Source organism: Streptomyces sp. NBC_01635, assembly GCF_045209715.1.
Taxonomy (GTDB): Bacteria; Actinomycetota; Actinomycetes; order Streptomycetales; family Streptomycetaceae; genus Streptomyces; species Streptomyces hirsutus.
The window spans coordinates 6,756,892-6,770,110 of record NZ_CP109277.1; the positions used below are offsets into that span (position 1 = coordinate 6,756,892).

Annotated in this window: 14 protein-coding genes and 1 pseudogene; 5 read left to right on the plus strand and 10 right to left on the minus strand. The window is 71.3% G+C overall.

The annotated features are described in order from the left end of the window. Positions 1–21: 21 nt before the first annotated feature. A complete protein-coding gene (locus tag OHB56_RS31290) occupies positions 22–912 on the minus strand; it encodes an SDR family oxidoreductase (protein ID WP_326755231.1) in 891 nt (296 codons plus the stop codon). Between the two features lie 246 nt (positions 913–1,158). On the opposite strand from OHB56_RS31290, the gene OHB56_RS31295 reads away from it, so the two are divergent. The 3 genes from OHB56_RS31295 to OHB56_RS31305 all read left to right on the plus strand — a co-directional run bounded on the left by OHB56_RS31295 (position 1,159) and on the right by OHB56_RS31305 (position 3,891). Beyond that, positions 1,159–1,536, plus strand: coding sequence for a hypothetical protein (locus OHB56_RS31295; protein WP_326755232.1), 378 nt, complete (start codon positions 1,159–1,161; stop codon positions 1,534–1,536). Between the two features lie 139 nt (positions 1,537–1,675). Further along, positions 1,676–2,131, plus strand: a complete 456-nt coding sequence (locus OHB56_RS31300; RefSeq protein ID WP_326755233.1) for an SRPBCC family protein — start codon at positions 1,676–1,678, stop codon at positions 2,129–2,131. Positions 2,132–2,211: 80 nt separating this feature from the next. Beyond that, positions 2,212–3,891: a phytoene desaturase family protein gene (locus OHB56_RS31305; protein WP_406356875.1), complete on the plus strand. Its 1,680-nt coding sequence runs from the start codon at positions 2,212–2,214 to the stop codon at positions 3,889–3,891. Between the two features lie 211 nt (positions 3,892–4,102). On the opposite strand, the gene OHB56_RS31310 is transcribed toward OHB56_RS31305, so the two are convergent. The 4 genes from OHB56_RS31310 to OHB56_RS31325 all read right to left on the minus strand — a co-directional run bounded on the left by OHB56_RS31310 (position 4,103) and on the right by OHB56_RS31325 (position 8,391). Continuing rightward, complete coding sequence (locus tag OHB56_RS31310; protein ID WP_406356877.1) at positions 4,103–4,687, minus strand: hypothetical protein; 585 nt, start codon at positions 4,685–4,687, stop codon at positions 4,103–4,105. 64 nt (positions 4,688–4,751) lie between these two features. Then, positions 4,752–5,420 carry a hypothetical protein gene (locus tag OHB56_RS31315; RefSeq protein WP_406356879.1) on the minus strand — a complete coding sequence of 223 codons (669 nt, stop codon included), beginning with the start codon at positions 5,418–5,420 and terminating at the stop codon, positions 4,752–4,754. Beyond that, the gene (locus OHB56_RS31320; protein WP_326755237.1) at positions 5,417–5,797 is read right to left on the minus strand and encodes a hypothetical protein; all 381 of its coding nucleotides are present in this window, start codon (positions 5,795–5,797) and stop codon (positions 5,417–5,419) included. Before OHB56_RS31320 ends, OHB56_RS31315 begins: the two co-directional genes overlap by 4 nt. Continuing rightward, on the minus strand, positions 5,794–8,391 hold the full coding sequence (locus tag OHB56_RS31325) for a tetratricopeptide repeat protein (protein ID WP_406356881.1): 2,598 nt from the start codon (positions 8,389–8,391) through the stop codon (positions 5,794–5,796). Before OHB56_RS31325 ends, OHB56_RS31320 begins: the two co-directional genes overlap by 4 nt. Before the next feature lie 403 nt (positions 8,392–8,794). Between OHB56_RS31325 and OHB56_RS31330 the strand changes: the two genes are divergently transcribed. Next, positions 8,795–8,974 carry a hypothetical protein gene (locus tag OHB56_RS31330; RefSeq protein ID WP_406359326.1) on the plus strand — a complete coding sequence of 60 codons (180 nt, stop codon included), beginning with the start codon at positions 8,795–8,797 and terminating at the stop codon, positions 8,972–8,974. A gap of 97 nt (positions 8,975–9,071) precedes the next feature. Here OHB56_RS31330 and OHB56_RS31335 read toward each other — a convergent pair. The 5 genes and pseudogenes from OHB56_RS31335 to OHB56_RS31355 form a co-directional block, all read right to left on the minus strand. Further along, positions 9,072–9,254: pseudogene (locus OHB56_RS31335) on the minus strand (Scr1 family TA system antitoxin-like transcriptional regulator); the annotation flags it as partial. A gap of 46 nt (positions 9,255–9,300) precedes the next feature. Next, complete coding sequence (locus OHB56_RS31340) at positions 9,301–10,224, minus strand: LysR family transcriptional regulator (RefSeq protein ID WP_406356883.1); 924 nt, start codon at positions 10,222–10,224, stop codon at positions 9,301–9,303. Between the two features lie 10 nt (positions 10,225–10,234). Beyond that, entirely contained in the window at positions 10,235–11,377 is a 1,143-nt protein-coding gene (locus OHB56_RS31345; protein ID WP_406356885.1) for an NAD(P)/FAD-dependent oxidoreductase, read from the minus strand. After that, entirely contained in the window at positions 11,374–11,562 is a 189-nt protein-coding gene (locus tag OHB56_RS31350; protein ID WP_326755253.1) for a ferredoxin, read from the minus strand. The genes OHB56_RS31345 and OHB56_RS31350 overlap by 4 nt, the downstream gene beginning before the upstream one ends. Next, positions 11,559–12,731: a cytochrome P450 gene (locus tag OHB56_RS31355; protein WP_406356888.1), complete on the minus strand. Its 1,173-nt coding sequence runs from the start codon at positions 12,729–12,731 to the stop codon at positions 11,559–11,561. Before OHB56_RS31355 ends, OHB56_RS31350 begins: the two co-directional genes overlap by 4 nt. Before the next feature lie 208 nt (positions 12,732–12,939). Here OHB56_RS31355 and OHB56_RS31360 point away from each other — a divergent pair, with 208 nt between their 5' ends. Then, positions 12,940–13,179: a hypothetical protein gene (locus OHB56_RS31360; protein ID WP_406356889.1), complete on the plus strand. Its 240-nt coding sequence runs from the start codon at positions 12,940–12,942 to the stop codon at positions 13,177–13,179. Positions 13,180–13,219 lie beyond the last annotated feature (40 nt).

Genomic DNA, 13,219 nt, shown 5'->3' on the forward strand with positions numbered 1-13,219 from the left:
CACCCACCGTCGGGACGGGCCTTACGGGAGAGGGGTGCCGCCGGTGGCGTTGACGATCTCGGCGGTGATGTAACTCGCCTGGGGCGAGGCGAGGAAGACGTAGCAGGGGGCCATTTCCGCGGGCTGGGCGGGCCGGCCCAGCGGGGACTGCTTGCCGAACTCGGCCGTGTCGGGCAGGGTCGCGGGAATCAACGGCGTCCAGACCGGGCCGGGCGCCACCGCGTTGACCCGGATGCCGTCCTGCGCCACCATCTGCGCGAGGCCCTGGGTGAAGGTGACGATCGCGCCCTTGGTCATGGCGTAGTCCAGCAGATGCGGACTCGGCTTGTAGGCCTGGACCGAAGCGGAGTTGATGACGCATCCGCCCTCGGGCATGAAGGGCAGCGCCATTTTGGACAGCCAGAACATGCCGTAGAGGTTCGTGCGGACCACACGGTCGAACTGTTCCGTGGAGATGGCGCCGATTCCGTCGGGCTGGGACATCTGGTAGGCGGCGTTGTTGACGAGGATGTCGATGCGCTCGAACTCGGAGACCGCTCGTTCGACGAGTCCCCGGCACTGCGTTTCCTCGCGGATGTCGCATGCGACCGCTACGGCCCGTCGCCCCGCGTCCTCGATCAGTCGCACCGTTTCCTGGGCGTCCTTCTCCTCCGATTCCAGATGGCTGAACAGCACGTCGGCGCCCTCGCGTGCGTAGGCGAGCGCGACGGCCCGCCCGATGCCGGAGTCCCCGCCCGTTATCAGGGCCTTGCGGTCGGTGAGAAGGCCGTGCCCCCGGTAGGACGTCTCGCCGTGGTCCGGCGGCGGGTCCATGGGGCCCGTCCAGCCCGGAACCGACTGCTCCTGCTGGGGAAAATCCGGCTGGGGGTGCTTGGTCACGGGGTCGTGGGGGCGCTGTTCGCCGTTCGTCATCTTCTGCCTCCGGCCTCGGGAAAAGGGAGGATTTCCCTGTTCCCGGAACGGAGCGACCGAATCCATGGGGCCTTCCCCGCGTGGGCCGTCCGGGGAGGCGGTACGGGCGTCCGCATGCCGGTTCGTCAGGGGGAGGGGGCACTTCTCGGCCCCGGAGCGAAGAAAATTTTGAACGTGTTCAATAATGAGGGTGCGGCCGCTCCGGTCGAGTGACCGCACCCCGCCCCCGGTGAGAGGTCCGCAACGATGAGCCGTGCAACGCAGAGCCGCCCCCGCCCCCGCTGTCGTCGTGCCGCCCGGACCGTCGCCGTCGCGTACGTCGTCGCCATGATCGTCGGTGGGCTGAGTGCGGGAGCCCAGGGCTCCACGCCCGCGGAACCGTTGTTGTCCTGGCTGTCGCAGCCCGGGCTGAACGTGCTCTACGTCTTCGTCCTCATGCCGCTCGCCGTGATGCTCGGCGACCTTGGTGGGGGAGGGGGCGACGCAGTCCCCTACAGCCTGGCTCTCTCGTGCGGGCTGGGGGCGGTCGTGAACGTGCTGCTGGTGTGGGCGGCGACGTGTTTCGTGCGCGCGGTCGCCGCCGACCTGCCCGCGTGCCGGAAGCGCCGTACCGCCGTCCGGTGACGGACGGGGCGCACTGAGACGGACGGGGCGCACCGAGCGGCAGGCGGCGGATTCCCCCGATGCCTGCGAGAGTGAACGAGTGAGGCCTCACGGCCGGGTACGGGTGGAGGCCGGTGATCCGAAGAGGGCTGGAGGGCGGATGGCCGTACGGCACCGATTGATCGAACGCTCCGTGGACGAGGTGTGGGCGGTTCTCGCGGACGGGACGCGTTACGCCGACTGGGTGGTGGGCACGTCCGAGTCGCGGCCCGCGGAGGGCGTGTGGCCACAGGTCGGCTCCAGCATCACGTACACGATCCGGCTGGGACGGTGGTCGGTGGCGGGAAGCACCGTCGTCCGGCGGTGCGAGGCCCCGGCGGTGCTGGAACTGGAGGCCGACAGCGGCCGGCTCGGCACCGCCCGGATCGCCCTGGAGGTCCGCCCGTGGGGTGAGAACGCCTTGGTGACCATCGACGAGCACCCCCTGCGCGGACCGGCCGGGAAGCTCCACAACACGGTCATGGACGTGTTGATCCAGCTGCGCCACCGCAGCATGCTCGCCCGACTGGCGGACACCGTCGAGGAGACCCCCGAGGGCGCGCACCAGGCGGTCTGAGGGCGGCCCCCGCGGCCGCCCTCAGAGCACGGCGCGGCGGCCGGGCGGACTCGGACCCGCGAGAACACAGGGAGGCAACGATGCCGGCCGCGGTGGTCATCGGCGCGGGACCCAATGGTCTCGTCGCCGCGAACAAGCTCGTCGACGCGGGATGGAGCGTGGAGGTCCTGGAGGCCCAGCCGGAACCCGGCGGCGCGGTCCGCAGCGACCGCGGCGCCCACCCCGACTACGTGAGCGACGTCTTCAGCGCCTTCTACCCGCTCGCCGCCGCCTCCCCGGTCCTCAGGGAGCTGGAGCTCGGGAAGGAGGGGCTCACCTGGAGCCACGCCCCGCGCGTCCTCGCGCACCCGCTGCCGGACGGCCGGTGCGCCGTCCTCGCGCGCGGAGCCGCCGAGACGGCGGCGGGCCTGGACACGTTCGTGGCGGGCGACGGGGACGCCTGGCTCGACCTGTGCGCCACGTGGGAGCGCCTGAGCCCGGACGTCCTGCGGCTTCTCTTCACCCCCTTCCCTCCGGTCCGGGCCTCCCTCCGGCTCGCCGCCGGGCTCCGGGCGGCCGGGGGCCTCCGCCTGGCCCGGACCCTGCTGCTGCCCGTCCGCCGCCTGGGGGAGGAGTCGTTCCACGGCGAGGCGGGGCGGCTGCTGCTCGCCGGCAGCGCGCTGCACGCGGACCTCGGCCCCGAAGCGGCGGGCAGCGGAGGCTTCGGGTGGCTGATGTGCATGCTCGGCCAGGCCTACGGCTTTCCCGTGCCGGCGGGCGGAGCCGGGGCGCTCACGGCGGCCCTGGTGCGCCGGCTGGAGCGGCGCGGCGGTGTGGTCCGCTGCGGGGAGCGCGTGACCGAGGTCGTCGTACGCGGCGGGCGGGCCGTCGGCGTACGCACCGCGGGAGGCGAGTCCGTACCGGCGGGCCGTGCCGTACTCGCCGACGTGTCCGCACCGGCACTGTACGGCGAACTGGTCGACGCCCAGCACCTCCCCGGCCGGCTGCTGAAGGACCTGTCCCGGTTCCAGTGGGACTCCGCGACCTTCAAGGTCGACTGGGCACTGAACGGCCCCGTGCCCTGGACGGCCGGGCAGGCGGCCTCGGCGGGAACGGTCCACCTGGCCGACGGAGTCGACGGTCTCACCCGCTTCGCCGCCCAGCTCGCGACGGGCCGGGTGCCCGACCGGCCCTTCCTCCTCTTCGGGCAGATGTCCACCGCGGACGCCACCCGCTCACCGGCCGGCACCGAATCGGCCTGGGCCTACACCCACGTCCCGCAGCGGATCAAGGGCGACGCGGGCGAGGACGGGCTGACCGGGCTCTGGGACCGGAGGGAGGAGGAAGCCATGGCCGACCGCATGGAGAACGAAGTCGAACGCTGGGCGCCGGGATTCCGCTCCCGCATCACGGCCCGGCGCGTTCTCTCACCGCGCACACTCGAGTCGATGGACGCCAACCTGCACGAGGGCGCGATCAACGGCGGGACGGCGTCCCTGCACCAGCAGCTGGTGTTCCGGCCGACGCCCGGCACCGGGCGCCCCGAGACGCCGGTGAAGGGCCTGTACCTCGCCTCGGCCTCCGCCCACCCCGGCGGCGGTGTGCACGGCGCCCCCGGCGCCAACGCGGCCGCTGCCGCGCTGAGCGGCCTCGGCCGCCTGCGCTCGGCCCGCGTGCCGTGGAGCACCCGTGCGGGGAGCCCTCGTGCCGGGAAGAGCACCGGGGAGCAGCCGCCACAGCGGCGCAGCAGCGGTACGGGTGCTCTCGGCCGAACGGAGTAAGCCGCCCGGCCCTTCGGCCGGCCGCGTCGACATGCGAGACACCTGGTGGAGGGCTTCGGCAGCCGCACCGGGTGACTTCGGGCAGGCGCCGTCCAGCACATGACGCAGGTCGTCCGGTCCCTGCCCGGAAGCCGAACCGGCCGCACCCGCCAGGTGGAGATGCCTCCCGAGGGCCGGTCGAGTGCAGGCCCTCCTCGCCGGGCGGTCGTGCTCAGCTCTGGTGCAGGCGCTTCAGGGCCAGGGAGAGCCCGACGCCCTTCGCGTGATGCTTGAGCCGGTTGCGGTCGGGGTCGCGGTCGGTCTCGATCGTGAACCTCCCCTTTTCCTGGTAGTACCTTTCGGCTTCGAAATCGAAGAGCACCACGTCGTCGGCGGTCATCGGCTGCTCGGACGTCTTCTTGTCCCAGAACGTCAACGCTCCTTTGAAGAACACCTCCGTCTCCGAGGTCACCCTGACCACCAGGCCGCCCTTCACGGTGAGGCAGTACGCGTAGAACGCCCTCTGATCCTCGTCCGGCTGATTCCCGCGTCCGTGCTCCAGCTTGTGCCAGGACCGGGACTGCAGTACCCAGAACGCGTCGGTCTCGGTCCGCGGCACGTCGACGGTGTAGGTCTCCTCCCGCGTGAACAACCCGAACGGCCCGCTCTTGACCTGGCGGACGCGCTCCGACCGTTCGACGACCTGCCGAGTCCCGCGCGGTGCCCGGGTCTCCCGGGCCACCTTTTCCGCATAGCGCCGCAGTCTGTTCCAGTCCAGCTCGCTCCGCTCGTAGGCGGCTCTGTCCAGTCTGCTCACGGTGCTTCCTTTCCCTCCCCGTTTCCGGGGGCCACGGCGATCGGCCACACCGGGCGGTGTGCGTTCACGGCGGGCAGGAGTCGACGACCGCCAGGGACACGACCTCGGCGGACGGCACCCGGCGAGGGGTGGTGGACCGGTCGGTGAGGAGGGAGAAGGTCCCCGCCCCGCCGGACAGTTCGCCGCAGAGGACAGCCTCGGGCGTCACGACGAGCACCCGGGGCCGCGAGTCCTGATTCCCGGCCGGGGTCTCGCGGGGAAGCCACCAGGACGTCAGGGTCATGGCGACGATCACGGGCAAGGAGACCAGCAGCGCGATCCTGGCCCTGCGGACATCGGACCAACTCTTCGCCGCGGCAGCCGCCTTGTACCGCTCCAGGGAACCGTAACGGCTGCGCAGCAGGTCCCGGTCGACCGGCCCCGAACCACCCACCGCGGAAGCGCGCGACGCGGCCCACAGACCGCAGAGCGCCACGGTGAAGCCGAAGCCCAGGACCGCGGTCACGACAGCGCGCCACACAGGGCTCAGTTCGGCCATCCTGCCGGGGCCGCCCAGCATGAGCCCGGCGGCCATGACGGTGACCAGCAGCCCCAGCCCGGTACGCCACTGCTCCGCGCTGGTGCGGGCCCGGGCGAGCGAGTCCCCCGCGTACGCACGCCATCGCGCGTCCTCCGCGAGCTGGTGCTTGCTCGGCGGGGCGGACGGCTTCCGGTATCGCGCCGGGGGGATCATGCGAGGTCGTCCCGGAGCACTTCAAGGGCGAACGTGATGCCGCAGCCGGTACTGACGCCCGCAGGTCTGTTGCTGTGCGTGAGCTCGCAGTTGCAGGTGACATGGACGCGGGTGTAGGGGTCCGGGACTCCCGTCGCGTCGTCACCGAGCACGCCCGATTCACCGGCGGCGGTCAGGATCTCCTCGCCCGAGATGTCCCCCCGGCAGCGGGGGCAGGCGCCGCTGACGACCACCCGTGTCACCCCGCCCGAGCTTTCCACGACCGCGCTCAGCACCGGGTCCTCCCCGACGCACATGTCGTAGGCGGCGTCCGTCCACTTGTACGCCAGCGGATCGTCGAGCTCATACCTCAGGGCGTGATGTTCGAGAGCCGTCACCGCTGACCTCCGGGCTGCCGATGCGTGCCGATGGGAAGGAGAGGGGCCCAGTCGTGAACGGGACGCGACCGGACGCCTCGTCCGGCCAGGATCCGACGGGTGGACCGGTGCACCGCCGTCGCCATGGTGTTCTCCGGCAGCGCGTGCAGCACCATCTCCGCATACCGGCCGGCCAACGTGGAGTCTCCGAGCTCTCCGACCGTGGCCAGTACCTCGTCGGAGCCTCCCGCCAGCGCGAGCGTGGCGATGCTGATCGGGTCGCTGGGCACGCGGCCGGGATAGGCACTTCCCCAGCAGGCGATCAGCGCGAGCCGCCGGGGCGGGCGCCGGCCCAGGAGATCCACGGGGAGAAGCCACTCGTTCTCGTCGAGTTCGAGATAGTGGCCCGCTCCGGGGAGCGGCCGGCCGTGCCCGGCCAGCACCATCAGTTCCCGCCCGTCGCAGAGGGCGCCGCGGGCTTCGGCCGCGGAGGACAGCCGACGGGGATTCCATCGGCGGTCCCGCTCGAACAGGTCCAGTCGATGACTCCGCACGAGCGGGCTGCGCCACACGTCGACCTCCAGAGGCGATCGAGGCGACGGCGTGCGGGGCTTCTTGACGTACCGACTGGCCAGTTGCCGCTGAATGGTCAGCGAGGGGCAGACCACGAAGCGTGCGGCCTCCCCCAGGACGAGGCCGTCCTCCAGCGGGAGCGCGCCCCACGGCACCGCCCACAGTTCACCGGTCGGGACGATCAGCAGGTCCTGCGGGCCCGAAGCCGCGAGTTCCGTGAGCAGACGTGGGGGGAGCAGTGCGGACAGCGGTCGCAGATCGTCGACCGTCAGTGCCAGACGTTCTGCGGCCCGGTCGCCGGACCTGAGGACGGACAGCAGGTCCAGGGCGGTCGGTGTCAGCCGAGAGCTGCCCATCGTGGAGCGGCCCTCCGGGGCGCTCCACGACCAGCGCACCAGATCCCCGTCGACGGGGTCGAGGAGGATCTGGAGCGCATGGCACCCGTGGGGCAGTGCCTCCAGGAGCGCGCCGCCCTCGTCGGCCGGCGGGAGGTACACGGCCGCCAGCAGATCGTCCAGCGACTTGCCCGCCCCGGGCTCGGCCTCCTGCCGGAACTCGAACGCGCCCAGGCGGCGGATCCGGCTCTTTCGGCGCTCGTCGCCGAAGCGCTCCTCGTCGGAGCGGGCGCTTCGGCGATGGGCGAGCAGCCTGCGGTCCGCCCTGGCCAACAGGTCCTGGAGCTGATCCAGTTCGTCGCCGGCCAGGGCGCCGCTGTTCGCCTCCAGCAGGCCCGCCAGCCGGCGACCAGCCAGGAAGTCGGCCACCACGGCGAAGGTCTCCGGCGAGTGGTGTTTCTCCGCCGCCGAAAGCGATCCCTTGTACACGTCCCGGAAGCGTCGCCGGTACTCCTCCTGAAAGCGCTCCTCCCGGTGGTCGGCGCGGTAGGACTCGACCTCCACGACCGCCTCGCGCCAGGTCCGCAACGCGTCCTCCACCGAGCCGCACTCCTCCTGTGCCTCCGCCAGTTTGCTCAGGGCATGGGACACACCCAGCAGATCGCCGAGTTCGCGGTACCGCTCCAGGGACCGGGTGAACAGGTCCACGGCCTCCGGCCAGTTTCCCCGGCCCCGTGCGGTTCTGGCCAGGTCCTGCGCGGCGTGCGCCTGCGCACGCGGCAGACCCGCGGACGTGGCGAGTTCCAGGGCCTTGTCGTACTCCTCCGCCGCCTCGTCGAACCGGTGGTCGTCCAAGTAGAGGTCGCCGCGCAAGGAGTGCACGTTGACCAGGCCGGTCGGGTTGCCGTCCTGCTGGAAGGCCGTCCACGCGGGGCCGAGCCACTCCCAGGCTTCGGAGTGCCGTCCCCACCGGTGCATCCAGCCGGCCAGCCGCTGGGCCGCGTTCCCCTGGCCCAGGGCGGACCGGACCGCGGAGAACGCGGCGTAGGCCTCCTTGCCGTGCTGTTCCGCCCGGGCCCGTTCATCGAGCCACTGCGCACATTCGGCGGCACCGAGCAGCGCGTTCCCCCGGTACACGGGGTCGTCGAGAGCGGTGGCGATCCCCGCCGCCTCCTGGAACTGGTCCAGGGCGAGTTCGGCGGAGTGGTTCCACAAAGTCATGTACGCCCAGGGGACCAGTGCGCGCAGTCGGCCGAAGCGGTATGCCGAAGTGCCGGCCACCGCCGTGGCCTGATCGAAGTGTTCGGAGGCGGCTTCGATGCGGTCCTGCTCCATGGCGATGTGGCCGAGCCCGATGAGGGCGTGCACCGTGGGCAGTCGCGGCTCGCTTCCGGTCTCCTCTTCGAGAAGGACCCGGAACGAGGCCAGCGCCGCGGGGTGCGCACCCGACCGCACCGCGTTGTCGCCCTCGGTCTCCAGGCGTAACTGCCGCACCCAGACTTCGGCCGTCAGATCCGGATTCCACGGACCCGGCGGGGCCTCGGTGTCCAGCAGCATCCGGTAGCGGCTGCGCAGGGCGATCGGCCCGGGAACCTCGATGTCCCGTACCAGTGCCCGCTTCTGGCCAGCGTCCGGGCTCTGCCACGCGGCCAGGAGCACCTCGCATGCCGGATGCTCGGCGATGTCTGTGACGTAGGAATCCCCCATCGGTTCCCCTCTCCCAGAGGGCCGAAGATATCCAGCTCCGGTCGGCCTGACCACCACGAGAACAGGGGTCACTCGTTCGGGTTAATTCTGGTCGGAATGCTCGACCGCTGTGCGGTGGTGCGGCCACGAAAGACACCCGTCGACGGCCAAGATGTTCCCCACAGCCCCGGGTTCAGTCGAACAGCGGTGCCAGCGCCTCTTCGCCCGCCAGGATCCGCCACGCCGGAACCCGCACCGTCCGCGCCACCGGGCACGGCTTCGCCCCTTGGCCCCGGACGGCAGTCCGGTCAGCAGGTCGCCCCGCGCGTACGACGGGAGACGAGCGTGCGTCTCTGTCGTGCTGCCTCGAACGGACAACGGCTTCTGTCAAGGCCCGGGTGACCGGAGCGCCCTGGGTCCAGCAGTGGCAGGGCGAGTACGACGACGAGGGGGCGACGTACCGGCCGACGAGCTGGAGGCCGAGTACGAGAACCAGCTCCGCAAGCGCCAGGCCGGTGCCGAGGACTTGAAGGAATGGCGCCCGGTGGGGAAGACGCGTAGCCGCAAGGCTGCTGCAAAGCAGTCCACGCCGGACGTGGAGTAGCCGCGACGCGTCCGGTGGGGCAGCAACAGACGTTGCCCCACCGGAAGTTCAGGCGCGCGAGTCGGCCGCCAGTGCCGAACGCGGTGTCGGGGCGCTGGGTGATGATCTGCTGGCGATCAAGTCGGGCAGTGACTTCACGGTCGAGCTGTTCCTCCGTGACCGGAGGCATCCTGCGCTCGAAGACAGCCCTGATGTACGGCTCAGGCTGCAACAACCTCGGAACCGCCTTCTGCCGGGTCGGCCGACCTGTTTTCAGGCCGCCCGGCCCACCCAGGCCCACCCAGGCCCGCCCCGGACCGGCTCCGGCGCAGTGAACGCGGCCCGCGTCAGAGCCGTGCCGCGGCGTCGAACAGCAGCGCCCGGAGCCACTCCATGAAGTACTGGTCGGCCAGCCGGGGGTTCCAGACCATGTCGATCCCGAGGCCGGACAGCGGGAACGGGAACTCCTCGATCCGCAGGTCGGTGAGCGTCCGCATGGTGGCGGCCACCTGGTAGCGGAAGAGGGCGACTCCGCCCGCGCGGGCGACCAGGAAGGGGACGAGCAGGAAGTCGGAGCTCAACTGGCCGACGCGGTACGGGATGCCCTTCTCCTCGAGCACGGAGTACGGGAAGACCCGCCGGTCGGTGTCGACGACGATGTGCGGCTGGGTGGTCAGGAGGTCGAGCGCGCTCGCTTCCGGTGGCGTGTCCGGTGAGGCCACCACTACGCAGCGGTCGTTGTACAGCCGCTCGCGCGGGTACGGCGAGAAGTGCCCCTCGGAGATCAGCACGACGTCGACGCCCATGTCGGTGAAGGTGGCCTCGGTCGGGACCGTGATCGTCCGCAGGCGCAGCGTGGCATGAGGGGCGCGTTCGGCAATCAGCCGCGCCAGTTGGGGGCCGATGACGAACGCGGTGCTGTTCGTCAGGGCGATGGTGATGACGCGCCGGTCCGTGGCGGGGTCGAAGTAGGGGAAGTTCACGATGTGCGCCGCCTGTTGCAGCGCACTGCGCAGCGGCGGGATCAGCTCCAGTGCGCGCGGGGTCAGCGTCACGCCCGTCCCTTGCCGGACGACGAGGTCGTCGCCCAGCAGACGCCGCATTCTCGTGAGGGCGTGGCTCATCGCCGGCTGCGACAGGCCGACCCGCTGCGCCGCCCTGGTCACCGAACGCTCTTCGAGGAGCGCGAGAAGGGGCACCAGCAGGTTCAGGTTGACCGATGCCAGCCGGTCCAGGCCCGAACCCGTGATGCCCTCTTCTCCGTCGCCCATGAGACCGACCTTACGCGGCCGCCTGAGTCATACGGCGCAGCCGGGGGATGGGGATCCGGTAGTTGAGCGCCGCGGCCACACCGCTGCCGTGGTCCTGCGACCAGCGCATCAGCGCCGGCCCGCCGCCGGGCTCCCCGTCGACGTACTCGGGTTCTCCGTCCAGTGGCAGATGGCCCACCGCCTTGAGGGTCAGTCCGAACTGCTCGGTCCAGAAGTACGGCTGGAACTGGAGCGGTGGCGCCTCGTCGCCCCGGACCAGCGCCCTCGCGGCGACCTTCGCCTGTTCGATCGCGCTGCTCCAGAAGGGGACGCGGCGCAGACCGCTCGGAGTCTGGACGGCCGCGAGGTCGCCGACGGCCGCGACCTCGGGGCGGACCAGCCCGCGCGAGTCGACCGCGATGGCGCCCTTCGCCGCGAGACCCGTGTCCGCGAGCCACTCCGTGTTGGGCAGGTCGCCGACGGCGGATATGAGCATGTCCGCCTCGAGGACCGGGCCCTCGTGGAGGACGACCCGGGTGCTTTCCCCACGCCGTTCCAGCCGTGCCAGCTCGGTCTCGACGATGGTGAGCCCCAGGTCCAGCCCGGCCTTGACGAAGACACCGGCGAGGTGCGGACCGAGCTGGAGGGTCAGCGGGGCCCCCTGGGAGACGAGGGTGACCCGGCAGCCGGCGGCCAGGCAGCCCGAGGCGATCTCCATGCCGAGCGGGCCTCCGCCGACCACGACGACCGACGGCCGGTCCGCCAGCCGCTTGCGCAGGGCGAGGGCGTCGTCGAGCCCGCGCAGGGTGAGCTCCTCGGGAAGGTCGGACAGCCGTCGGGCCCGGGAGCCGGTGGCGAGGACGACGCGGTCGTACGGCAGAGCCGTACCGTCGTCCAGACTGACCAGCCGACGGTCGAGGTCGAGTCCGGTGGCGCGGACGCCCAGGAGCTCGGTCGCCCCGTGGCCGGTCGGCGGGAGTTCGTGCGACGACAGGTCGTCGCCGTCGAGCAGGAGCGCCTTCGACAGGGCCGGGCGGCTGTACGCCGGGTGCTGTTCGTCGCCGACGACGGTCAGTTCGCCGTCGAAGCCGGCCTCGCGGAGCGTGTCGGCCGCGGTGAGCCCGGCGATCCCGTTGCCGACGACGACGACGCGGTTCACGGTGCCGGTGCTCATACGACCCTCAGTGCTGCGACCGGGCACACGCGGGCGGCGGCGTTCGCCAGGGCGATGTCGGCCCCGTCGACCTCCTCATGGTCGAGGACGAGCTCGCCCTCGTCGTCGAGGTGCATGAGCTGCGGGGCGGCCTCCTCGCACAGGCCGTGGCCCTCACAGCGGGGGCGGTCAAGAACGATCTTCATGCGGGGATCACCTCCAGGACGGGGAGCTCTTCGATGCTCCGGGTGGTGTTGTTGGGAACGCGGACCTCGGGTCCGACGACGAGGCGCTCGACGCGCCGGGAGAGCGCCTCGATCACGGCGTGGGCCTCCAGGCGGGCGAGTCCCTGGCCCGCGCAGCCGTGCGGGCCGTAGCCGAACGAGAGGTGGTCGACCGGATTGCGCTCGACGAGGAAGGAGTCCGGGTTCTCGTAGTGCCGGGGGTCGTGGTTTCCGGCGCCGAGCAGGATCGCGATCTGCGCGCCCGCAGGGATGACGGTCCCGTCGATGTCGACGTCCTTGGTGGCGCGTCGGCCCCAGGCGTGGATGGGCGCCCAGAAGCGCAGCACCTCGTTGAACGCCGCCGGTACCCGCGACGGGTCCTCGCGGACCAGGGCGAGCTGGTCGGGGTGCGAGCCGAAGAGGGCGACGATGTTGCCGATCGCCGCGATGGTGGTGTCGACGCCGGCGCCGAGGTACTGGTGGATGATGTGGCCGGCCGTGCCCGGCGGGATGGCGCCCCGTGCCTCGGCGTCGAAGATGCCGCGGCCCACGGACCCCTCGGCCAGGTCGTCGGCCTTGACCTCGGAGCACCATCCGTAGAGCTCGCCGGCGATGGGGAAGTTCTCGGCCGTGCGCTGGTTCATCGGGCCGAGGACCTGCATGGCCGCCTGTCCCCAGCGCAGCATGTTGTCGCGCACGTGGCCTTCGAAGCCGATCAGGTCCGCGACGACCTCCAGCGGGAACGCCCGGGCGAGGGCGTCGATCGCCTCGAAGGAACCCTTCTCGACGAGCTCGGCGACGAGAGCGTCCGCCTTCGCCTCGATCTGCCCCTTCATGCCCCGCAGCGCGCGCGGGGAGAGGTTCTCGGTGAGCGTGGCGCGCAGCTGGGTGTGCACCGGCGGGTCGGATGCGAGCGAGGTGCCGGTGAGCGCCTCGTTGGCCATCGGATTGAAGGCGATCGAGGCCGAGGAGAACGACTCCCAGTCCGCCAGTGCGTCACGGATGACGTCGTACCGCGTCAGCGCGTAGACGTCGTTCTTACGGAGGTGGACGGCGGGGCCCAGCTCTCGCAGTTCGGCGTAGACGGGGTAGGGGTCGACCAGGACGTCGTCGGCGAAAAGGTCGACGTCGGAGGCAGGGGGAGGAGTCATGCCCCCAGTGAAGTGGCCGGTCTTACATCCAGCAAATGAATGATTCGCATGGAGCTACATGCACGCAGTTCATGCTTCAGGTGGCGCGCGTGTCGGTCGCCCTGTCCGACGGTAGCCGCCGAGGCGGGCCTGACGTGCCCGAATCGCTCCCCCCGTATTGTTTTTTCAGGATGTTCATTTCATTGATGCCCTGTAAACCGAATGGTTGATGTCGCCGCATCCGAACCACCGGGGCCAGGGTGCGAACTCCGCCATCGAGGACGCCGGCGCGCCGGCCGACGCGCTGCGCGAGGCGCCCTCGGTGCGGGAGGCGCCGGCCCGCTACCGGGCGACCCGCAAGCCGGAGACCGACAAGCCGCAGGCCATCTCACGCCAGGGCTGGTCCGCCGAGGAGATCGAAGACGTCTTCCCGGGCCAGAAGCCCGCCGACGCCGCACCCAAGGAGTGACCCGTGGCGGCTTCGACGCCGTCCTGAAGTGTCCTGACGG